At 40.7% G+C, this 22,746-nt stretch carries 22 protein-coding genes; 9 read left to right on the top strand and 13 right to left on the bottom strand.

What is annotated here, in order from left to right:
* The 4 genes from OFN73_RS07985 to folE all read right to left on the bottom strand — a co-directional run.
* On the bottom strand, positions 1-631 hold a 631-nt coding region (locus OFN73_RS07985), incomplete at its 3' end, for a SapC family protein (protein ID WP_270862981.1).
* A gap of 259 nt (positions 632-890) precedes the next feature.
* On the bottom strand, positions 891-1,892 hold the full coding sequence (locus OFN73_RS07980; protein ID WP_270862980.1) for an iron-sulfur cluster assembly scaffold protein: 1,002 nt from the start codon (positions 1,890-1,892) through the stop codon (positions 891-893).
* A 10-nt stretch (positions 1,893-1,902) separates the two neighbouring features.
* Positions 1,903-3,093, bottom strand: a complete 1,191-nt coding sequence (locus OFN73_RS07975; protein WP_270862979.1) for a NifS family cysteine desulfurase — start codon at positions 3,091-3,093, stop codon at positions 1,903-1,905.
* A 103-nt stretch (positions 3,094-3,196) separates the two neighbouring features.
* Entirely contained in the window at positions 3,197-3,781 is a 585-nt protein-coding gene (folE, locus tag OFN73_RS07970; protein ID WP_270862978.1) for a GTP cyclohydrolase I FolE, read from the bottom strand.
* Between the two features lie 171 nt (positions 3,782-3,952).
* On the opposite strand from folE, the gene tig reads away from it, so the two are divergent.
* Genes tig through purN form a run of 6 tightly spaced genes read left to right on the top strand, consistent with a single transcriptional unit; the run spans position 3,953 to position 9,827 of the window.
* Positions 3,953-5,263 (top strand): trigger factor, encoded by a 1,311-nt coding sequence (tig, locus tag OFN73_RS07965; protein ID WP_270862977.1) that lies wholly within the window; start codon positions 3,953-3,955, stop codon positions 5,261-5,263.
* Entirely contained in the window at positions 5,263-5,847 is a 585-nt protein-coding gene (clpP, locus tag OFN73_RS07960) for an ATP-dependent Clp endopeptidase proteolytic subunit ClpP (protein WP_270858485.1), read from the top strand. Before tig ends, clpP begins: the two co-directional genes overlap by 1 nt.
* Positions 5,847-6,365, top strand: coding sequence for a peptide deformylase (gene def, locus OFN73_RS07955; protein WP_270862976.1), 519 nt, complete (start codon positions 5,847-5,849; stop codon positions 6,363-6,365). The genes clpP and def overlap by 1 nt, the downstream gene beginning before the upstream one ends.
* Complete coding sequence (locus OFN73_RS07950; RefSeq protein ID WP_270862975.1) at positions 6,362-7,879, top strand: YifB family Mg chelatase-like AAA ATPase; 1,518 nt, start codon at positions 6,362-6,364, stop codon at positions 7,877-7,879. Before def ends, OFN73_RS07950 begins: the two co-directional genes overlap by 4 nt.
* Complete coding sequence (locus tag OFN73_RS07945) at positions 7,876-9,267, top strand: NAD(P)H-hydrate dehydratase (protein WP_270862974.1); 1,392 nt, start codon at positions 7,876-7,878, stop codon at positions 9,265-9,267. Before OFN73_RS07950 ends, OFN73_RS07945 begins: the two co-directional genes overlap by 4 nt.
* Positions 9,249-9,827: a phosphoribosylglycinamide formyltransferase gene (purN, locus tag OFN73_RS07940; RefSeq protein WP_270862973.1), complete on the top strand. Its 579-nt coding sequence runs from the start codon at positions 9,249-9,251 to the stop codon at positions 9,825-9,827. The genes OFN73_RS07945 and purN overlap by 19 nt, the downstream gene beginning before the upstream one ends.
* Before the next feature lie 55 nt (positions 9,828-9,882).
* Here purN and OFN73_RS07935 read toward each other — a convergent pair whose 3' ends face one another.
* Genes OFN73_RS07935 through OFN73_RS07910 form a run of 6 tightly spaced genes read right to left on the bottom strand, consistent with a single transcriptional unit; the run spans position 9,883 to position 15,702 of the window.
* Positions 9,883-10,530: a CatB-related O-acetyltransferase gene (locus tag OFN73_RS07935; protein ID WP_270862972.1), complete on the bottom strand. Its 648-nt coding sequence runs from the start codon at positions 10,528-10,530 to the stop codon at positions 9,883-9,885.
* Positions 10,530-12,455, bottom strand: coding sequence for a DUF262 domain-containing protein (locus OFN73_RS07930; RefSeq protein WP_270862971.1), 1,926 nt, complete (start codon positions 12,453-12,455; stop codon positions 10,530-10,532). The genes OFN73_RS07935 and OFN73_RS07930 overlap by 1 nt, the downstream gene beginning before the upstream one ends.
* A gap of 9 nt (positions 12,456-12,464) precedes the next feature.
* Positions 12,465-13,535 (bottom strand): chorismate synthase, encoded by a 1,071-nt coding sequence (gene aroC / locus OFN73_RS07925; protein WP_270862970.1) that lies wholly within the window; start codon positions 13,533-13,535, stop codon positions 12,465-12,467.
* Between the two features lie 8 nt (positions 13,536-13,543).
* Positions 13,544-14,215 (bottom strand): ribonuclease III, encoded by a 672-nt coding sequence (gene rnc / locus OFN73_RS07920; protein ID WP_270862969.1) that lies wholly within the window; start codon positions 14,213-14,215, stop codon positions 13,544-13,546.
* A 58-nt stretch (positions 14,216-14,273) separates the two neighbouring features.
* A complete protein-coding gene (rnhA, locus tag OFN73_RS07915; protein ID WP_270862968.1) occupies positions 14,274-14,699 on the bottom strand; it encodes a ribonuclease HI in 426 nt (141 codons plus the stop codon).
* Entirely contained in the window at positions 14,677-15,702 is a 1,026-nt protein-coding gene (locus OFN73_RS07910; RefSeq protein ID WP_270862967.1) for a tetratricopeptide repeat protein, read from the bottom strand. Before OFN73_RS07910 ends, rnhA begins: the two co-directional genes overlap by 23 nt.
* Before the next feature lie 60 nt (positions 15,703-15,762).
* On the opposite strand from OFN73_RS07910, the gene dnaG reads away from it, so the two are divergent.
* The 3 genes from dnaG to OFN73_RS07895 are packed head-to-tail and all read left to right on the top strand — an operon-like array spanning position 15,763 to position 19,589.
* Positions 15,763-17,436, top strand: coding sequence for a DNA primase (dnaG, locus tag OFN73_RS07905; RefSeq protein WP_270862966.1), 1,674 nt, complete (start codon positions 15,763-15,765; stop codon positions 17,434-17,436).
* Positions 17,433-18,419, top strand: a complete 987-nt coding sequence (locus tag OFN73_RS07900) for an argininosuccinate synthase domain-containing protein (protein WP_270862965.1) — start codon at positions 17,433-17,435, stop codon at positions 18,417-18,419. The genes dnaG and OFN73_RS07900 overlap by 4 nt, the downstream gene beginning before the upstream one ends.
* 54 nt (positions 18,420-18,473) lie before the next feature.
* The gene (locus tag OFN73_RS07895) at positions 18,474-19,589 is read left to right on the top strand and encodes a DUF362 domain-containing protein (RefSeq protein ID WP_270862964.1); all 1,116 of its coding nucleotides are present in this window, start codon (positions 18,474-18,476) and stop codon (positions 19,587-19,589) included.
* Positions 19,590-19,730: 141 nt separating this feature from the next.
* Here the strand turns inward: OFN73_RS07895 and OFN73_RS07890 are convergent, their stop codons facing one another.
* The 3 genes from OFN73_RS07890 to OFN73_RS07880 all read right to left on the bottom strand — a co-directional run bounded on the left by OFN73_RS07890 (position 19,731) and on the right by OFN73_RS07880 (position 22,698).
* Positions 19,731-20,507 (bottom strand): UDP-N-acetylmuramate dehydrogenase, encoded by a 777-nt coding sequence (locus OFN73_RS07890; protein WP_270862963.1) that lies wholly within the window; start codon positions 20,505-20,507, stop codon positions 19,731-19,733.
* A complete protein-coding gene (locus OFN73_RS07885) occupies positions 20,508-21,581 on the bottom strand; it encodes a hypothetical protein (RefSeq protein ID WP_270862962.1) in 1,074 nt (357 codons plus the stop codon).
* A 253-nt stretch (positions 21,582-21,834) separates the two neighbouring features.
* A complete protein-coding gene (locus OFN73_RS07880) occupies positions 21,835-22,698 on the bottom strand; it encodes a menaquinone biosynthesis family protein (protein WP_270862961.1) in 864 nt (287 codons plus the stop codon).
* Positions 22,699-22,746 lie beyond the last annotated feature (48 nt).

The following is a 22,746-nucleotide window of genomic DNA, read 5'->3' as shown; positions in this document are numbered from 1 at the left end:
CTAGGGTTTGTAGATTGCTTAGGCTTTTTAGGTGGAAAAACGCTAGCTCCAAATAGCCTTTGCGTGCAAATTCAGCTAGTTTTTTATCATCTAGGCCCAAAAGTTTCTCGCGGTTTAGTATCAAAAAGCCATTTAATAGCGTAATCGTCTCGCCGTCTTTTTGGATATTTAGCTCTTTTGCCTCCAAAACGCCAGCCTCTTTTAGCTCTTTTGCAGCCTCGCTAGTAATGGCGTTTAGCTCCCAGTAGTTTTTCATCACGCTTTTCAAATTTTCCAAAAACTGCGTTGGTTTGCCGTCTTCAAACAGCGCCTCGCCCTCGCCTTTGATTTGTTTGGCGTCCTCGTCGAAGCAAATCACCATGCGATCTTCGATTTTGGCTAGAAAAAATGGGTAGTTTTGGATAGCTGATGGCACCATGCCTTTGTAGCTTTTGTCGATTAAAAGGTTTTTTGAACGACCTAGAAGTGCTACCATTTTTGGCTCAGGTTCGTTTGTAAAAACGATGACTAATTTATCAGAACACGCTGGAACCTCAGGCGCGATTACAGGCACAAACGGCTCGTTTGGAATCGCGTCTGCGTGATATTTTAGGTCTGCGTGTTTTACGCTATCGAGTATAACTGGTCTCATGATTTGTCCTTAAATAAAAAATATCCCGCGATTATACTAAATTTAGGATTAGAATAAAATTTATTATGGCGCGAAATTTGCGAATTTAGCGTTTAAATTTTAAATTCATTAGCAGGCAAAATTTAAAAGCATTGATTTGTCATTGCAAGGCGATTTATCGCCAAAGCAATCTGCGAGTTTAAAATTTAAAAGCAAGTGTTTTTAGGGTATTAAATTCGGCTAAATTTGAAGCAAAAGTCCAAATTTAGCCTGTATATCATCAAATCGGCATTACGCGGATATTTTCGCTTAGATTATCCTTCAAAACCGCTTCGATCGCATATAGCGTCGCGCCTGCACCACTAGCGCACCCTGAGCACGCGCCCAAATAGCGAATATAAATGTCAGTTTTGCCGTCATCGCTTGGTTTGATGTCGATGACATCGAGATTTCCGCCGTCCATTTGAAGCATTGGGCGAATATCGCTATCAAGTATCGCCTCGACCGCTTTGAATTTACCGATTAAATTTAGCTCTTCAAAGCTTAGTTTCGTCTCTGTCGCCGTGCCAGAACTAGCACACGCACCGGCTTGGGCTTGGAGTTTTTCTAGCTCCATTTCCTCTCTTGTTTGCTTTAAAATATCCTCTAAATAATACTCCCTAGCCTCGTGTCCGCCGGGCCTAATGCAAGATTTGCAAAACGCGCCAGCCTTTGTGTATTGTGTGATTTGCTCGACGGTTTTTAAATCATTTAGCTTAATCACCTCTTTTATCGTGCCAAGGCTCACCCTAGCGCACTCGCACACGATAATCTCATCTTCGAAATGCTCAGGATCTATGCCTTTGTATTTTGCCGCAGCTGCTTTGATGACATCATACGCCATTACCGAGCAGTGCATTTTTTGTGGTGGGACAGCCGGCTCGTCAGGGGTGTCGCGCATATCGCGCTCGACATCTAAATTTGTAATCTTTACGGCTTGATCGACGGTTTTGCCGATACAAAGCGCCGCCATAGTGTCGCTACTAGCAATCGCCGTACCACAGCCAAAGCTTTTAAATTTAGCGTCGATGATAATGTCAGTAGCAGGGTCGATGAGCCAGTATAATCTCACAGCGTCCCCACAGCTCTCTGCGCCAAAATCAGCCACGATTAGCTTCGCGCCGCGCGCAGCAGCTTCTTCCTCTGTGATTTCGCCCATAAATTTAGGGTTGTTCATGCGATCTTGAACCTTGTTTGAGTATTGCTCCCAAATCGAACCATTTATTAAATCGTTTTTTGCCATTTTTAAATCCTTATTTTTGATAACCTTGTGGGGCGTAAGCAAATGTGCTAGAAATACCGCGAAGTCTGGTGATTGCCTTGCTGATATGCTCTATGGCATAATCAATCTCGGCCTCTGTATTAAAGCGAGAAAGAGATAAGCGAAGCGCTGTGTGAGCTAGCTCTTTATCTGCGCCGATTGCTTCCATGATTGGGTTATTTTCTAGTGCTTCGCTAGCGCATGCTGAGCCCGTGCTAGCGGCGATTCCAGCTTTGTTTAAATCCCAAAGCATAGCCTCGCCCTCTACGCCTTGAATCGAGGCTAAAATCGTATTTGGCACGCGAATTTCGCGCTCTCCCACGACATAGACATGTGGAATTTCAAGCAAAGCGTCCTCTAATTTATCGCGTAGCCTTTTGACATGCGAATTTTCAAAAGCCATAAATTTATTCGCTAACTCCATTGCCTTGCCAAGGCCCACTATGCTAGCGACATTTAGCGTGCCAGATCTGCGACCGCCCATGTGTTCGCCACCATGAAGCAGGCTAGTAAGTGGTTTGCTATCTTTGATATATAGCGCGCCAACGCCCTTTGGAGCGTGAAATTTATGCCCAGAAAGGCTTAAAAAATCCACGCCTGCTGCGCGCACATTTACAGGGATTTTTCCCATTGCTTGCACAGCGTCTGTGTGATAAAGTGCGCCAAATTCGTGCGCGATATCTGCGATTTGCTTTACAGGGAAAATCGTGCCTGTTTCGTTGTTTGCCCACATTACGCTAACAAGGGCTGTTTTGTCGTTGATTTTCTCTCTTAGTTCATCTAGGCTGATTAAGCCGTTGCTATCCACGCCTAGCCTAATGATTTTCACCCCGCACACTCGCTCTAAAAACTCACAGGTCGCGCTGATAGCTGGGTGCTCGACAGAGCTGATTATGATGTTGTCCTTTTCGCCTGATAAAATTTTGTCGTAATAAACCCCTTTTAAAACCCAGTTGTTGCTCTCTGTCGCACAGCTTGTGATGACGATATCGTCCGCATCTGCTGCGCCGATGCCCTCGTATAGCTCGTCCATAGCCCGTCTTAGAGCTGGGTGGGTTTCGCTACCGAAGCTATGTAGTGAATTTGGGTTTCCAAATTTTTCACAAAAATATGGCTTCATTGCCTCGAAAACTTCGGGATCGACCATAGTTGTAGCGTTATTGTCTAAATAAACACGCTCCATAAATTTCCTTTCTTAAATTTTTATTAATGAGATATATTTAATCTTTTGAAAGCTAGTTTGATAATATAATCATTAGACTAAATTTCACCTTAACTTACCGACGCTAAAATCCAAATGTTTTTGGCGAATTTATCAAATCAAAAAACTCTTTTCTGGTGTCGTTTCGGCTGATAAATAGCCCGCGCAAAGCCGAAGTTGTCGTGGTGGAGTTGATTTTTTGCACGCCACGCATTTCCATACACATGTGGCGGGCTTGGATTACGACGCCCACGCCAAGGGGTTTTATGACCTCTTGGAGCGCATTTGCGATTTGTTCGGTGAGTTGTTCTTGGATTTGTAATCTTCGTGCGAAAATATTTACCATACGCGGAATTTTGGATAATCCAACGACCTTTTTATTAGGTATATACGCCACATGCGCCCGCCCGATAATAGGCAAAAGGTGGTGTTCGCAAAGACTGTAAAATTCAATATCCTTAATAAGCACCATTTCATTATTTGAGCTCTCAAAAAGCGCGTCATTTAGCACATCTTTGGGGTCTTGCTCGTATCCGCTAGTAAGAAATTCATACGCTTTTGCCACACGCATTGGCGTTTTTATTAACCCTTCGCGCTTAGGGTCTTCGCCGAGCAAAGTTAGCATTTTAGCGACACAAGAAGCAAATTCTTCTCTGCTTTTTTCGTCCATATTTTTCCTTTAAAATTTTTCGCGCATATTACTTAAACTCCCCTTTTATAACGCTAAAATTTAAAAGCAAAATTTAGCCCCAAACAATAAAATTTGCCAAATTTTAAAATTATTAAGCAAAATTTTGGTATATTCTGCGCTTTAATTTTAAAATTTTTTAAAAGGAAATTTATGGAAATCAATGCAAAGCTAACAAACTCTGCTAACGCAGTAGCAAGCACAAAAATCGATGCAGACACTATCGCTAAAAAAGTAGATGATCTTGCTAAAAAAGCCGCCAAAAACCTTAAAATCGACGGTTTCAGAAAGGGCAAAGTCCCAGTAGCAGTCGTGATGAAACGATACGGCGCGCAGTTAGAACAAGACGCAAAACAAGAGATTTTTAAAAATATCATCGACGAATCAATCAAAAGCGTAAATAAAAAAGCCGATGAAGTAATCGGCGAGCCAATTTTTTCTAAATACGATGAAAAAGACGGAAATATCGATGTAGAGATGGAAATTTCTTTCCGCCCAGAAGTCAATATCGACGGATACGAGGAGCTAATCCCTGAGTTTTCGACACCTCGCGTAACCAAAAAAGAGATTGAGGACGAGATAAATAAAATTTTACTAATGGTCGCTCCACTAGAAAAATCAGATAAAACAGAGCTTGAAAAGGGCGATTTTGCCAAATTTGACTTCAAAGGTTTCGTTGATAATGAGGCTTTCGAGGGTGGCGAGGCAAAAGATTATGTGCTTGAAATCGGCTCAAATCAATTTATCCCGGGTTTCGAGGATGGTATGATTGGTTTAAAAGTCGGCGAGGAGCGCGATGTAAGCGTGAAATTCCCGGCTGAATACGGCGCGAAACACCTTGCGGGAAAAGACGCGATTTTTAAAGTAAAACTACATGAAATTCAGTGCAAAAAACCAGCTGCTGAGCTTGATGAGGATATGCTAAAACGCATACTTCCAGGCGAGGAAAAACCTACAAAAGAAAAGGTTGAAAGCACGATTAAAGAACAACTCAAAAACGACAAACTTCGCAAAAAAATCGAAGAAGAGTTAAAACCAAAAATGGCTGATGCTTTGGCTGAGAAATTTAACTTTGATTTGCCAAAATCAATCGTCGAGCAAGAGATAAATTTACAATTCAACAACGCTTGGCGCTCATTTGACGAGGCTACAATCGAGGAATTTAAAAAAGATCAAAAAGCAATCGAGAAAAAACGCGATGAATTTAGAGCTGGTGCAGAAAAAAGCGTAAAAATCACATTTTTGATCGACGCTTTGGCTAAAAAACGCGGTATTGATGTAAGCGATCAAGAGCTAATCCAAGCTATTTACTTCGAAGCCTACTCAAACGGCATAGATCCGAAAGCTCACCTTGAAGAATATCGCAAAAGAGGCGTTTTGCCAGCTGTTAAAATGGCGCTAATCGAGGAAAAACTTTTCAACAATATTTTTAGCAAAAACAAAGACGACAAAGAAGGCGAATAATGTTTTTACCTTATGTAATCGAGCAAACAAGCAGAGGCGAGAGGAGTTATGATATCTACTCTCGCTTGCTTAAAGATCGCATTGTAATGCTAAGTGGCGAAATCAACGACGATGTAGCCAGCGCAATCGTAGCCCAACTGCTATTTTTAGAGGCAGAAGATCCAGACAAAGATATCTATATGTATATCAACAGCCCTGGTGGCGTGGTTACGAGCGGATTTAGCATTTATGATACTATGAATTACATCAAACCAGATGTCAGCACGATCTGCATAGGTCAGGCTGCTTCAATGGGCGCATTTTTGCTTAGTTGTGGCACCAAGGGCAAACGATATGCCCTGCCAAATGCGCGCATTATGATTCACCAACCTCTCGGCGGAGCACAAGGCCAAGCCACCGATATCGAAATCCAAGCAAAAGAAATTTTGCGTATGAAATCGCAACTAAATCAAATTTTAGCCCAAAACACAGGCAAAAATTTAAGCGATATCGAAAAAGACTGCGAGAGAGATTTTTTCATGAGCGCGAAAGAGGCCAGTGAGTATGGACTAATCGACAAGGTATTGGAAAAGAGCTTTAAATAATGGTTTTAGAAATTCTTACATATCCGAACAAAAAACTCCATGTTCGCTCCAAAGAGGTCGTCAAATTTGACGATGAACTGGCGCAATTTTTAGACGATATGTATGAAACCATGATAAGCAAAAACGGCATTGGACTAGCTGCTATCCAAGTGGCTAATCCAATCAGAGCCGTTGTGATAAATTTAGCCAACGAAGAGGGCGTGCAAGACAAAGCCGATTTGCTCGAACTCATAAATCCCGTAATCACACAAAAAGAAGATGAAATCATCTACCAAGAAGGTTGCCTTAGCGTGCCAGGATACTACGAAGAGGTCAAAAGAGCGCGCAAAATCATGCTAAATTATCAAGATAGAAATGGCGAAAAACACGAGCTAAGCGCCGATGAGCTTTTGGCTGTGTGTATCCAGCACGAGCTAGACCACCTAGACGGGCACCTTTTTATCGAGCGCATAGGCTACAACAACCGCAAAAAATTTGACAAAGAATACCGCAAAAACAAAAAAGAAAAATCAAAATGAAATCTCTAAAATGCGCTGTTTTTACCGATACTTTAATCAGTGTCAGTGTAGAAAGCACATTTGTCAGAGGCCTTCCTGGCTTTAATATCGTTGGACTTGCCGGAACCACGATTAAAGAGAGCGAAAACAGGGTAAAAGCGGCTTTGATGAGCCTAAATTTCAAATTTCCAGCCTCTAAAATCATTATAAATCTCTCCCCCTCAGATGTGCCCAAAAACGGCTCGCACTTCGACCTTGCAATCGCGCTTTTAATCGCTTTGCAAAAAGAGAGCTTTGGGGACGATTTTTTCGTATTTGGCGAGCTTGGACTTGACGGGGCGCTTAAATCCACAGCCTCTTTGTTTTCGACACTGCTGTTTTTAAGCGCGCATGTGAAAAATGCTAAAATTTTAGTCCCAAAAGAAATCGCGCTTAGAGCCTGCACAATCCCAAATTATGAGGTTTATGCGGTCGAAAATTTAGCAGAAGCGATTAGATTTTTTAGCGATGATGAATTTGCCGCAACCTGCCTTATGAGCGAAACTCACCCGATTTTCAAAGATGTTATCAAAATCGGCGATGAAATTTATGTCCCAAACCGAAATTTCACCCTAAATTTCAAAGACATAAAAGGTCAAGAAAGAGCCAAAAGAGCGAGCTTAATCGCCGCTAGCGGTATGCACAATATACTCTTTGAGGGTAGTCCAGGGTGTGGCAAATCAATGTGCGCTAAACGCATAGCCCAAATTTTGCCACCTCAAAGCGTGAGCGAGATTTTGCTATCATGTGCTTACGAGTCATTAAACAACAAAAATGTCGATTTTAGCGCACTTAGAGCCTTTCGCTCGCCTCATCACACAAGCACTAAAAGCTCGATTTTCGGCGGTGGTTCGCTTGGGGCGCGTATCGGCGAAGTGGCTTTGGCAAACGGCGGCGAGCTTTTTTTCGATGAGCTTCCGCACTTTGGAAAGCAAATTTTAGAGAGCCTGCGAGAACCGCTCGAAGATAATAAAATTTTAATCTCACGGGTAAATTCCAAAACCGAGTATGAGACGAAATTTATCTTTGTCGCAGCGCAAAACCCCTGCCCGTGCGGACATTTGTTTTCGCAATCGACCTCATGCTCGTGCTCGGCAAACGAAATCAAAAAATACAAAAGCGTGATTTCTGGGCCACTGCTTGATAGGATTGATTTGTATGTGGCTATGGACGAGGTCAGCAAGGACGATAGATCTAGCATATCTAGCGAGGAGATGTATGAGAGGGTGGTGTGCGCCTTTCGCGCGCAAAAACTAAGGCAGCAAAACGAGCTAAACGCGAAATTAAGCGATAAGGATGTGGAGAAGTTTTGCGTTTTGGAATCAAGCGCGCAAAATATCCTAGAAAGCGCGATTAGCAGGTATAATCTAAGCCAAAGAGGGATTATAAAAACCAAAAAAGTAGCGCGAAGTATCGCTGATCTAAGCGAGAGCGAGGTCATCGCAAAGGCCCATTTACTCGAAGCTCTGAGCTTTCGAACTAGGAGCGAGATATGAAAAATTTGTATTTTAGCACAGCCGAATTTGACAAAAACGCAAGCCAAAATTTAGGCATTGATGAGAAAATTTTAATGGAAAACGCCGCTAGTGGCGTAGAAATTTTAATCCGCAAAAAGCTGAAAAAAGGGGCAAAAATTTTAGCCCTATGTGGCGCAGGAAATAATGCAAACGACGCTATTTGCGTGCTTCGCAGGCTAAGCGGGGATTATTTGTGCGAGGCGTTTTTAATCTTTGGTGAGCCAAAAAACGAAGCGTTTAAACTCCAAAGCGAAATCGCCAAAAAAGTCGGCGTGAATTTTAGCCAAAATTTGGAAAATTTCAAATTTGACTGCATAATCGACGGCGTTTTTGGAAGCGGTTTATCGCGCGATATGGATAAAAAAGTATGCGAGATACTAGGGCGAGCAAACCATGCCAAAGCCCTAAAAATCGCCATTGATATCCCAAGCGGAATCGATTTGGCTGGCGTGCCAAGACCTATGGCGTTCGAGGCGGATTACACAGTGTGTATGGGGGCGCTCAAAACCGCGCTTTTTAGCGATTTGGCAAAAGATTTTACCGGCAAGATAAAACTGGCAAATTTAGGCATTTGTGAGGATAAATTTGCTACTTCGCCTGATGCGTTTTTGCTAGAAAAATCCGATTTACGCCTGCCATTTCGAAAGAAAAAAAACACAAATAAAGGCGAATTTGGCCACGCCTTTATCGCCTCTGGCGAAATGAGTGGCGCAGCCCAAATCGCCGCCCTTAGCGCGCATGCAATCGGCGCAGGGTTGGTAAGCGTCGTAGGCAAGGTAAAAAATCTAAATCCGATTTTAATGCGCAAAAACGAGTTTTTGGGCGCTAGCGCAATCGGGGCTGGTATGGGGCTAGGAGGGGCGAAATTTGACACGCAAATCCTAGCTAGCACGCCTTGCGTCATCGACGCGGATTTGTGCTACTCTGACTCAATCATTGAAATTTTGCAAACCAACGAAAACGCCGTTATCACGCCACACCCGAAGGAATTTGCCGCCTTGCTAAGCTTGGCAAAAATCGCAAATTTAAGCGTGAGCGAAGTGCAAAAAGACCGCTTTGTCTTAGCGCGTAAATTTTCGCTTGCTACCAAATCCGTGCTCGTGCTAAAAGGCGCAAACACCATTATAGCGCACCGTGGCGAGCTTTTTGTGTGCGAGAGAGGAGTTAGTGCGCTAGCTAAGGCAGGCAGTGGCGATGTGCTATCAGGGCTCATCACAGGGCTTTTAGCCCAAGGTTATAGCTCGTGCGAAGCCGCGATAAATGGCGTTTTGGCCCATGCCTTAGCTGGGCGAAATTTTAGGAAAAACTCATATTCACTAAACCCATTTGACATCATCGAGGAGATAAAATGGTTACGAAAAAAATAGCCGTGCTTTTTAGCGGCAGCGGAAGTAATTTAGAGGCGATTTTAGAAAAGCTTCATGGCAAAATTTTTGGCAATATCAAAATCGAAGTAGCACTAACATTAACTAACAAAGCTAACGCGCTCGGTATCGCAAAGGCCAAAAAATACGGACTAACAAGCGTTGTTATTGATCATAAAAACTTTGTTAGTAGGGAAGAATTTGACGCAGCTGTGGTAAAAGAAATACAAAAAAGTGGCGCCGAACTAACCGTGCTAGCAGGATTTATGCGAGTGCTCACACCTGTATTTTGCGACCAAGTGCGAGCGATAAACCTACACCCCTCACTTCTGCCACTTTTCAAGGGCGCACACGCAATCGACGAAAGCTATGAGAGCGATATGCAAGTTGGCGGAGTGAGCGTGCACCTAGTCAGCGCGGAGCTTGACGGAGGCAAAATCATAGCCCAAGAGGCTTTTGCCAGAGATGGCAAAACGCGCGATGAGTGGGAAGCCAAAATCCACGAAATCGAGCATGAAATACTGCCTCGCACAATAGTTAAAATTTTAAAAGGCGAGATTTAAAATTTGGTTTTGATTGAAATTTGCACCGCTAAATTTCAATCAAATTTCATTAAATTTATTCGGTTTTTCCAAGTATTTCTTTGATTTTTTCTTTTACGCTTTCTAAATCATCGCTTGAAAGAATTTCGCCCAAATTTTCGATTTCGGCCACGCTTTTATCCCACCATTTAAGAGTTAAAAGCAAATTTATCATCTCATCATCGAAGCGTTTTCGCACTAGCCGTGCAGGGTTTCCGGCGACTATGCTATACGGCGGGATTTCGCCACCGACTACGCTATTAGCGCCGATTATCACGCCATCGCCGATTTTGCTTCCCGGCAAGATAAGCGAGCGTTGCCCTATCCACACATCGTTTCCGACCACCGTGTCGCCCTTAATCGGCAATTTATCAAGGCTCGGAGCGTCTTGCGAAAAGCCCTTAAAAATATAAAACGGAAATGTGCTAATCCCGCCCATAGCGTGGTTTGCGCCGTTCATCATAAACTCCACCCCAAAACCTATTTGACAAAATTTGCCGATGATTAGTTTGTCGCCGATGAAATCATAATGGTGCGTAACCTGCTTCTCAAAATCCTGCCCAGCATAGTAGCTAAATTCGCCCACGATTATATTTTTATTTTTAATAGTCGGCTTAATGTAAGTTACGCTTTCTAACCCAGATTTTAAGGGGAAAATTTCGCCCCAGTTTGGGATAGTTTTCATTATTTATCAACTTCCCAAATTATTTTTACTAGCTCAAACAATAGTTTTGTTCTTTTGACCAACGCTTCTTCATTAAATTCAGCAATATTTTCAAATTTAACCCCAGTTTCTTTTTCTAAATTTTTATTAAAATCATTAAAATCAGGGTTTGCGTGATAAAAATCAACGCATAATGTCTGCCCCCAAAATAAACCATGACTATAAGTTTTAAGCTTGTCAGAATATTCTTCATTACCAGAACTTATATTTGACCTGCCTTTTAATAATAAAAGACCGCCGATTAAATTTCTTTTTTCTTCAAATTCTTCTTCGCTATTGAAATATGCCTTATTTGTTTCATTGCGAGAAAAAATATGTTCTATGTGATAGCCGGTTTTTTCGCCACTCATCGTAGAAATTTCATAAACCGAATTTTGTGGTTCTTTTCTAATATTTTTACAAATATATTCTTCTACCCTAGCCAATAAATACCTTAATACTCTTGTATTTAGATTAGCGTATGAATTTTTACTAAAAGTTTCATAATCCAAAACAGTTGTAACGATTTCTTTATTTTTACTCTCCTTAATACGCTCTTTTATAATATTATCAAAAATATTTCGGTAATTATCTATATCTTTGTTTTTTAATTTCTCATTTAACGAATAAGAAATTTCTTGAAAGTTATTGCTATCATAAATTTGATTTAGTTGCAGTAACACATACAATCTATCGATTTCTTTTGCCAAAATTTCGATTTTTTGGTCTTCAAATTTATCGTTGATTTCACAAGCTGAAAGTATATTTTGATAAACTCCGTCAAGTTTATTTATTTCGTTATTATAATTTAAAAACGCTATGCTATTTTTTCTTATTTTTGCATACAATTTGGCATAATAAATTAAATCATTTTCTAAAAAGTATTTTATCTTTTGAATTTGTTTTAAATTTTGTTTTTGAAAACCTAATTTTTCTGCAATATCGTTATTAGAAAATAAATATCTATGATATTCATTATTTATTGATTTTTCTAATTCTGAATTCCGTTTAAATATAAATTTGCTTTTAATGAAATCTGTAAAAAATTTATCTTCTATATTTGATAACAATCCCATTGCATTTTGCCAAATATCATCATATGTTTCAGTTTCTGATTTTGGTAAAGCACCAAGTAATTTTCCTTTTAAAATTTCAAAAGGTTTTAAAGCCTCGCCTCTATCATTTATAACTTCAAAAACCATAGGCGTATCATCTTTGTTTATCGATAATTCAACTAAAACCAAATTGGTTAAAAAATATAAACTAAAAAAATCTACAAATTTTGCTTCTGTCTCTTCTTTAATTTTCTTTTCTTCATCTTCATTATTGTTTTCACGTTTTTTTAATTCTTTTTCGACTTGTTTTTTAATTTCTTTTTCAAAATAATCTTTTATATTTTCATAACGCTCGATAATTGTTTTTTCTGTAATACAAGAGTAATTTTCTTTAAAATCTTGTTGATTTAATAAACTATACATTACTCTTTTTCTTTTATCGTTGTCAATATTAAATATCTCGCCACAATCCAAGTCTGTGCTATGAATACATTGTTGTAAATTATCTTTTATATTCTTATTTTTTGTTTTTCTATGCAAATATATAGCAATCAAACTCAATGTGGTTAATCGTTGCTGACCATCTACAATAAATGTTTTTCCATTAATTTCATTTGTGATAAAAACATTTAGGTAATACCAATTAAATGATGAACTAACAAGTTTTGATGTAGGATTTTCATTTTTATGCTCTTCGTATGATAAATTAAAAGCATACATTATATCATTAAGCAAAATTTCAACAGTATCTTTTGACCAAACATATTCTCTTTGGTAAAAATCAATATAATATTTCCTATTGCTCAAACAAGCTAAAACGCTTTGTTTTTCAGGCACAATTAGTTGCTGCATAAATATCCTTTATTTATAAATTTTCTTTAAATTCCCCAAATTTGCACTTGCATTTAGCAGAAGTAAATCAGCCAAAATCAGCCGTAAAAGTGCCGTGCAGACGACACTGCCACGCACTCCGATACACGGATCATGACGCCCACGAAGCGAACAAATCGTTTCATCGCCGTTTTTATCAATCGTCGGCTGGTCAGCAAAAATGCTAGGGGTCGGCTTAAAATGCGTTTTTATGATGATTTGCTCTCCTGTTGTGATACCGCCTAGAATGCCCCCTGCGTGGTTTGATTTAAAGCCATTTTTATCCATAAAATCATTATTTTTGCTTCCAAATTTATGCGAAACTTCCACGCCATCGCCGATTTCTACGGCTTTTACGCCATTTAGCCCCATGAACGCCCCGCCGATTAACGCGTCAGCCTTAGCATAAAGTGGCTCTCCAAGCCCCTTTGGCACGCCATTTGCGATTGTTAGCACACTCGCACCCACGCTCTCGCCTTTTTTCTTTAAATTTGCGATTAATTCTTTTTGCGAATTCTCCACGCCCTTATCAAGTGCGAAAATCTCGCTATTATCGGCATTTGCGAAGTCTAAATTTTCCCCGCAAATCTCGCCCACGCTTAAAACGCCACTTTTCACACTTATACCAAATTCATCTAAAAGCATTTGCGAAAATGCCCCACCTGCGACCCTTATCGCCGTTTCTCTTGCCGAGCTTCTGCCACCGCCTCTGTGATCCCTAATGCCGTATTTAGCAAAATAACCAAAATCAGCGTGTCCCGGGCGAAAAAGCTCTTTTAAATTTTCATAGTCTTTTGAGTGCTGATTTGCGTTGTAAATCACAAATCCAATGGGCGCGCCCGTGCTAAGCCCGTCAAACACGCCACTTAAAATCTGCACTTCATCGCTTTCTTTGCGAGAAGTGGCAAATTTACCGCCCGGTTTGCGTTTGTCTAGCTCGGCTTGTAAAAATTTAGTATCGATTTTCACACCCGCCGGAAAGCCATCCAAAACACCGCCAATCGCCACGCCGTGGCTCTCCCCAAAAGTCGAAAGCCTGAGTTTTATACCTAGTGTGTTCATTTTTTATCCTAATTTTTCTCTAAAATCTCAATCGCAATCTTTGCTGCCTTTTGCTCGGCCTCTTTTTTGCTGTTTCCGATGTCCCTGGCAAACTCCTTGCCACCCACGAAAACCGCCATTTCAAAGCTTTTTTTATGATCAGGTCCAGTGGAGCCTAGCAAGCGATACTCGGGCGTAACGCCGAATTTTGCCTGCGTGATTTCTTGAAGTGAGGTTTTATAATCCTTCACAAGCTCGTTAAATTCGATTTTTGGATAAATTTTTTCTAGCAGGGCAACTACAATTTTAGCTGTTTTTTCTAGCCCTACCTCCAAATACAGCGCGCCAATCGTCGCTTCAAAAGCGTCTGAAAGTAGCGAGTTTTTCTCCCTGCCGCCGTTTTTTTCCTCGGAAGCTGACATATTCAGACACGCCCCAATCCCCAAAAACCTAGCAAATTTCGAAAAACTCGTCTCATTGACAAGTGCCGCGCGCAGTTTGCTGAGATCTCCCTCATTTGAGTTAAATTTCACAAACAAATACTCCCCTACTATCAAATCCATAACCGCGTCGCCCAAAAACTCCAATCTCTCGTTGTTTGCGCCATTTTTGGCGCTTCTGTGCGTTAGCGCGACCGCAAGCCTTGCTTTATCCTTAAATTTATAACCAAGTTTTTCTTCTAAATTTGATAAATTTTGCATTTTTTTCCTTTATTAAATTTGCAAAAAATCTTAAATTTAGCAACGCTCATTGCAAAATTTAAGCCTTTTTATACTTTTGCGCCTCGCCCCTAGCTAGGCTGTCGCAAGCCTCATTTTGCGGGTGTCCAGCATGCCCTTTGATCCATACGGCCGTGATTTTATGGGCGTTTGCCACTCTGATATACTCCCTCCACAAATCCTCGTTTTTTTTGTTTTTGAAATCCGTTTTTATCCACTTATCTAGCCACGAATTTATCGCATTTACCACATACTGACTATCTGTGATAAGCTCCACTTCGCATGGCTCTTTAAGCGCTTTTAAGCCCATAATTGCCGCGGTTAGCTCCATTTGGTTGTTTGTAGCGCACGCACTGCCGCCGCACTCGCATTTTTTAGCGCCTTTGTATTCTAAAATATACGCCCAGCCCCCAGCTCCTGGGTTTCCAAGACTGCTGCCGTCGCTAAAAAGTCTGACCGATTTCATTGTTTGCTTCCGAGATTTTCGCGCCAACACCCACGCTAGCCATTTCGTAGCACACAGGGCAACGATGAGAAAATATCCCCACCTGGCTTTTGCATTTCGCGCACGAATACGAAAACGCTAAACTAGCCCCCGTAAATCCCGCTTCCTTCATCGCTACAAGGGCGTTTATTTCGAAAATTTGGCTAGGTTTTTCTGGCTTTTTCTCGCTTCTACCAAGCGCGTAAAAAAGCGCATTATAGTCGCTATCGCTCAAATTTACGGCTGTTTTTAGCGGATAGATTAGATCAATCACCTCGCTCAAATTTGGAAATTCGCTAAATTCGCCAAATGGCTCTTTGTTTTTAATAAAAAGCTCTATGCAAAATCTCTTTGCACCCTTGAAATTTAGGGCTAAAATTTGCCTTATTTTCTCGCTAAATGGCGTGTTTGCGTCATTTGCGATGATTTGAGCTCTGATATATTGCGCGCCTTGCCAGACATCTACGCCTTGTTCTTGCAGTGCGTCTAAAACCTGCAACGCCTCGTCAAACCTGCGAAGCCTCTCATAAATCACGGTTAGGTGATTTAGCGCGGTTTGATTGCGTGGGCGCAGACGCAAAGTCTCCAAAAACACCTCCTCGGCCCTGCCCATAAATCCAGCTTTAAAATATACAATGCCTAAATTTGTCAGCACAAACTCCCTTTGTGCGCCGTTTGTGGTTTTATTTAGCGCGATTAGATAAATTTCAATCGCCCGCTCATAATCCCCGCTTTTGACAAAAGAATTCGCTAACACCCCAAGGGTAGGCTGATCGATTTGCGGGCTTGATAAAAGCTCGCGGTGAGCGTCGCTAAGCGCGTCGAGGGTATCAAATTTTTTGATAAAATTCTCTAAATTTGTCCTTTCGTTTTTTTTGTGAAAAATCCCCCAAACATAGCTTAAAACGCTAACTAACAAAATAATGCTGATTAAAACAATTAGCCCAAAAATCGGATCGCGATCATCAAGAAAAAAATTGTCCAAATTTCGCCTCGTGGTATAAAATAAAGGGCGATTATAGCAAAGTGTGGGTATAATTTGCAAATGATTAAAAATGAAAGTATTGAAAGGCTTTTAGCCGTCGCCGATATCGTAGATGTCGTAGAAAGATATGTCCCGCTCAAACGCTCTGGCTCAAATTTCGTCGGAATTTGCCCGTTTCACGATGATTCGCACCCTAGTATGAGCGTAAGCTCACGGCTTGGGATTTTTCACTGCTTTTCGTGCAAGGCTGGCGGAAATGCTATAAAATTCGTCCAAGACTACGAAAAGCTAAATTTCAAAGAAGCCGTAGAAAAGCTAGCCTCGATGTATGGTTTCGAGCTCGAATACACAAATGAGCGCAATTTTCAGCGCGAAGATAAAAAAATTTTAGAAATTCTAAACGCTTTTTACCAAAGTCAGCTTTATAACAATCCTAGCGCGGTAGAGTATCTGCACTCGCGCGGTCTTAGCGATGAGACGATACAGAAATTTGGCCTTGGCTGGGCTGGGTCTAGCGCGCAGACAATCCGAATTTTGCAAAACGAGCAAATCGAAGCGCGCGACGCCTTTAATGTGGGCGCGATTAAGCAAAACGAGCGTGGAAGCTATGCTAGCTTTATCGAGCGCATTACATTTCCGATTCACAACCACACGGGCAAAATCGTGGGCTTTGGTGGGCGCACGATTAGTGGCAACCCTGCCAAATATGTCAATTCGCCCCAGTGCGCGGTTTTTGATAAATCACGGATTTTTTACGCTTACAATCTAGCCAAAAAAAGCGCGTATGATAAAAAAACCCTCATCATCACAGAGGGCTATATGGATGTCATAATGCTTCATCAAGCAGGTATCGACAACGCAGTAGCCGTGCTCGGCACAGCTTTGACGCCACTACATTTGCCACTGATTAAGCGCGGGGATTTGCGCGTGATTTTAAGCTTTGACGGAGATAGCGCAGGAATCAACGCTGCGATAAAAAGTGCAAGACTCTTATGCGCAAACGGCATTGATAATAGCGTGGTTATCATAGGCGGTGGCGCAGATCCAGCCGATATGGTGCAAGCTGGCAAAGTGCGCGAGCTAGCCCAAATTTACGCTAATGGCATGGAGGGCGGAGAATTTTTGATCCGTGAAATCGCCAAAAAATTTGACCTCTCTCGCCCCGTGCAAAAAGAGCAGGCTTTAAATGAAATCAAAGAATTTACTAACGCGCTAAATCCTGTGGTAGCGCAGTCATATACGAGTTTGGTAGCGCAAATTTTAGATGTTTCGCCTAATGTGTTTTCGCTAAGTTCAAATTCGGCTGTGAGCACGAATTTCGCGCCAAAGCAAAATTTAAAACCGCAAGAAAATGCGCCAAAACCAGAGGGCTCAAATTTAAAAGACATAACCGAGCTTCAAGTCATAAAATCCATGCTTTTAAACGAAAATTTCATGGCAAACGGCCTAAACTGCCTTAGCGTGCAGGATTTCCGCATGCATGGCAGGGTGTATGAAGCCCTGATATCGGCACAAAAAAGCGAAGATGACGAGCAAAGTCTGCGCGCGCTTGCTTTGGATAATAAAATTTTAGCCATTACAAATGAGACAAATTTTATCAAGGCCTGCATGCTTCTTCGTCGCAGGGTTTTAGAGGAGCAAATGCAAAAATTGCTTGTTTCAAACGACCCTGACAGGCTCGATAAAATCCTCGAATATCAAAAAAAAATAAACGAATTAAAAGGAAAAAAATGAAGGCACTCGCACTTTTTAGCGGTGGGCTAGATTCGATGCTAGCCATAAAATTAATAACTATGCAAAATATCGGCGTTACGGCACTTTATATGGATATTGGCTTTGGTGGTAAAGATGATAAAAGCGAGATTATGAGCGAGCGAGCGCGTATGACTGGGGCTGAGTTTTTGCGCGTGGATATCAGAGATGAGTATTTACAAAATGTGCTTTTTAGCCCAAAATACGGCTATGGCAAGCAGTTTAACCCCTGCATAGACTGCCACGGGTATATGTTTAAAACCGCGCTTTCTATGTTGGGGGCGCATGGGGCTAGTTTTGTGATTTCTGGCGAGGTGCTAGGACAGCGCCCAATGAGCCAAAGGGCTGCTGCAATGGCGCAGGTGCGCAAACTAAGTAGTGATGAAAATAACCTAATCTTGCGCCCGCTAAGCGCGAAACTAATGGCACCAAGCGCGCCTGAAATCAACGGCTGGGTCGATCGCGAAAAACTGCTAGATATCAGTGGCAGGGGGCGAACGCGCCAAATGGAGCTAGCGGGGGAATTTGGCTTTGATGATTACGAAACGCCAGCCGGTGGGTGTTTGCTTACTATCCAAAGCTACGCTGATAAAATCAAAGATATGATGAAATTTGAAAAATTGCAGACCACGCAGGACGCTGAAATTTTAAAATTTGGCCGTCATTTGCGCCTAAACGGTGGCGCAAAAATGATAATCGGACGCAACGAAGATGATAATGCGCGCCTAAGAAATATCCAAAATCCTAAATTTACTCGCATTAAATTTACCGAGCCACTCGTAGGTGCATACTCGCTCATCTCGCGTGGTGCTAGTCGCGATGATATGGCATTAGCGGCGAAATTTGCGCTAACTTATATGAAATTTCAACCAGGCAAAAGCTATGAAGTCATCATCGAAAATGAAAAATTTATAGCCACGCCGTTTGAGGATAAGGCCGAAGCGCAAAAATATTTTATTAACTGAATTATTTTATAATAGTAAGAACTATATAATATTTATGAAAGAGAGGTATAGGCTATGCAAGATATTATAAGGCGCAAGTTTGTGAAAATGGCAGGAGCCGCAGCGGCACTCGGCGCTCTCTCAAACTATGCTAGCGCAACGGAGAAAAAAGAGGGAACAAACGCCGCTAAAAACCCAGTCCCTGGTGTCGGCGGAGAACGCTATATCCCGTATGAGCAGCGCAAAGGGCCTGAATCTTATGTGTATTTTACAAGGGATCTCTCTCCCGCAGGACTAGTCAAAATATTTGATAAAATCAAAAGCGTATTGGTCGGAAAAGTTGCGGTCAAACTCCACACCGGAGAGCCTCATGGACCAAATATTATTCCACGCCCATGGGTAAAGGAGCTTATGAGCTCTCGTCTTTCTAATGCCACTATTGTAGAGACAAACACATATTACGCAGGCGCAAGGTATAATACCGAAGATCACCGCAAAACTCTCGAAACAAATGGCTGGACCTTTGCTAAGGTGGATATAATAGACGAAGCTGGGACAGCGTTGCTACCAGTACCTCATGGTAAATGGTTTAGCGAAATGTCTATGGGAAAAAATATCCTTGATTATGATTCGTTTCTTGCCCTTACTCACTTCAAGGGACACGCTATGGGCGGATTTGGAGGCTCGAATAAAAATATCGGTATCGGTTGCGCTGATGGACGAATAGGCAAAAAATGGATCCACTCCGCAGAGGGTAAGGGTCAGTGGAGTATCAGCGAAGAAGAGTTTATGGAGCGTATGAGCGAATCCACTAAGGCGATAACGACATATTTCGCTCACAAAATCGCCTTTATAAATGTATTGCGCAATATGAGTGTTTCTTGCGATTGCGAAGGAACTGGCGCAGATCCTGTCGTAACCCCAGATATCGGCATCGTCGCCTCACTTGATATCCTGGCAGCAGATCAGGCATCAGTTGATCTCGTCTATGCCTTGCCAGAGTCATCAAAGCACGATCTCGTCGAGCGCATAGAAACTCGCCATGGTCTTAGACAGCTTTCGTATATGAAGGAAATGGATATGGGTAACGACCGCTATCACCTGATAGATATAGATAACGGCGATGTGGAAATCAAAGTAGCAGACGCCGTGAAGGGTATCAGCGGAAAATGGGTCTCTGATGGTCAGTAAATAAAAGATATCGCCAAAGCCACGCTGTTTGATGATATCTGTCTAAATTTCGTGTGAAATTTAGACATGTCAAATTTTGGCGAGAAATTTTCATTGTAAAATTTACGCCAAAATTTGGCTAAATTTCGCCAAATTCTACAATCACAAAATCACCACTTCTTCGTGTAAATCCACGCCAAATTCGGCTTTCACACGCATTTTGGCTAAATTTATGAGGGTGATTGCCTCAAAATATGTCGCGTCGCCGTAGTTGATGAGAAAATTTGCGTGGATCTCGCTAAATCCGCACCCACCGACACGAAAGCCTTTTAAGCCCACTGCTTCGATGAGCCTACCAGCGCTATCGCCCTGCGGATTTTTAAAACAGCTTCCAAAACTAGCACCCTTTGGCTGGTTTGCCCTTTTTTGCGCGATTGCTTCGCTAAGGGTTGCGTCGAAACCGCGCGAAACTCTAAATTTGGCTTCCAAAATAATGCCGTTAATTTCGCTGTGGCGATAGGCGAAATTTAACTCATCTTTGCCAAATTCGCCAAGATTTGTGCGAACGCTTAGCAAATTTTGGCTAATTTCAAAGCCCATAAGCCCTGCGTTCATGGTTATTAGACCGCCCAAAGTGCCTGGGATATTTTTTAAAAACTCGAAATTTGCGAGATTTTCTTTTTTTGCGAAGTTGTAAATTTTACCGCTTTTTGTTTTTGCGCCGATTTTTAAAATGTCGCCATCAAGCGAAATAAAATCAAATTTATCGTCTAAAATACCGATTTGTGGTGGATTTGGCGAGATTAAAAGATTATTTGCCCCACCCACTACAAAGCCGTTAAATTCGCTGTTTTCGTCTAAGATTTCAATCTCTATTACTCCCCCGATTTTCACAGACGAATACTTCGCAAAGTCGATTTTTTGATATTTTTTTTCCATTTAATGCCTTGTTTTATTATTTATCAAATCTAATATTTCATTTCTATCGTAATTTTTTGCAAAATTGACAAATATATTTCTAGCTTTTTCGTTTTCCAAAATTCCATTATCAATCAAAATTTTTAAGGCGTTTAGATTATTTGTAAAGGCGACATATTTAACCGAAGAAATTAAAGTTTTTTCTATTTCTTCATTTAATTTTCTATATTTTAGATATTCTTGCAAATATTTTATTCCATTATTTTGTGCTTGTTTAAATTCCAATGAATTTATAAGTTTTTCATAGTTTTCGTCAATTCCATTCTTCCAATATAAACTCAATTCATCACCATATTTATACATAGGATGTGAAAAAATAAAAAATAGCACTACATCATCAATTACTCCATTTTTTAAATAATATGAAAACATTTCAAAATTATCAGACATTAAAGCTATACTTAGCACACTGCTTTCTGGATATTTATGTTTTTTTCCTAGATATACACTTTGTTTATTTATATTAAGACCGTTTTTTAAAAGCATATCTGAAATTTTAATTCTATCTTTATTTTCAAATGGATATACGATTAAAGAACCGAACAATGTGTGTTTTTCATTTTTTATTCCGCTATTTAAATCTGGTTTATAGCTTAAAAGCAAATTTAAAACATTATACAAATGCTCTGCGTCGTAAGATTGTGTAGCCCACATTTGAGCTAGTGGGACTTTTGTTGTATCAAGAAATAAATCTTGATTTATTAAATTTGGATTTTTATCAAGCATAGATTTTAGGTTTGAAAAATCCTTTGTAACAAAAGATTTTTCAAGCTCTAAGCGAACTTTATCTTCATCGTCAATATCTAAATTTACAATATCTACTTCTAAAATTTCATCATAAGAATTTTGTAATTCTTGCTTTCTTTTTTCGCATTCTTCTTTTTCACAACTAACAATAAAATTCCAAAGACATTGAGAATTTTTGCAATTTGTATAATCTGCTGATTGCAGTTTATTTAACATCATTTCATCTAATCTATGCGCAAAAATGAAATTTGTCAAAAAAAACATTAAAATTAAGATAATTTTTTTCATTAAATTCCTTATGAATTTTTGTATAAATAACTTTATTATTATATTAAAAAAATATAAACTCTTAAATTATAAATTAAATTATTTTTTATGATATATTAAAAAATTACAACTCAAAAAAGACGCCTGACGGCGTGGCTGGATTGCTTCGCTCGTTACACTCGCTCGCAATGACAAATTAGGCAAAATTTACACTCGATTTGTCATTGCCACGAATTTAAAATTTCGGGGCAGTATTTTTGCGAAATTTAAAATTCTATGAATTCCTAATCTCGCTATATTCCGTCGGTATCAGCATATCTCTCGCGCAAATTTGCTCTGAGTAAAATCCGTGCGAAAAGCCCAAATCAAAGAGCTTTTGCACTGCGTTTAGCTGTGTTTCGTTCATCGTAATCGAATTTTCGTTGGCATAAAGACCTAGATAAATTTCGAGTTTTTTATCATCGACTCGCACCAAATCTCGCTCAATCAGCATTTTTGAAAGCAAAGATTTATTTGCGTGAGCGATCCGCACGGCGTCAGTCAACACCCTTTCGCACTCTATGGCATCAGTTAGTGGCAGTGATCTGCGAAGCGCCATACCGCCAAGCGGAAGCGGTAAATTTTCGCCGTTTAACTCGCTCCAAATGTCCCAAATTTCGCGCTCCACGCACAAATCGCTAGAAAAATCCAAAATGCTTTCGTGTATCAGCACCCCAGCATCGACTTCTCCGCTAAGCACGGCGTTTTCGATTTCCAAGAAATTTTTATACACAATCCTAGCATTCGGGTAAGCAATGCGAAAAATCATCGCATTTGTCGTGTGTTCGCCACTAAGGGCGACTTTGAAATTTGGTCTTAGCTTCACGCCTTTTTTCTTTATCAGTTTTGGACCATAACCTTCGCCAAAGCTCACAGCCGTGCGAAGTAGAGCATAATCAGCGTAAATTTTTGGATACAGCGCAAAAGAGATAGCACAAACATCATAAGTCCCAGCCAAAGAGGCTAAATTTAGCGTTTGAATATCATCTGCGTGGTTAGAAAATCTCAGCCACGAAGAATTTACCCAGCCAAATTTTATCGCCATATACATAAAAATATCGTCCGCATCGGGCGAGTGAGCAACGCTAATGTTTTTCATAATCTTACCTTAAATTTGATTTTATGCAATCATAACAAAAAAGGGTTA

It is taken from the genome of Campylobacter sp. JMF_14 EL1, from assembly GCF_027737585.1.
Lineage (GTDB): Bacteria > Campylobacterota > Campylobacteria > Campylobacterales > Campylobacteraceae > Campylobacter_B.
The sequence above is the reverse complement of the archived record's forward strand: the minus strand, read 5'-3'. Positions and strand labels throughout refer to the sequence as shown.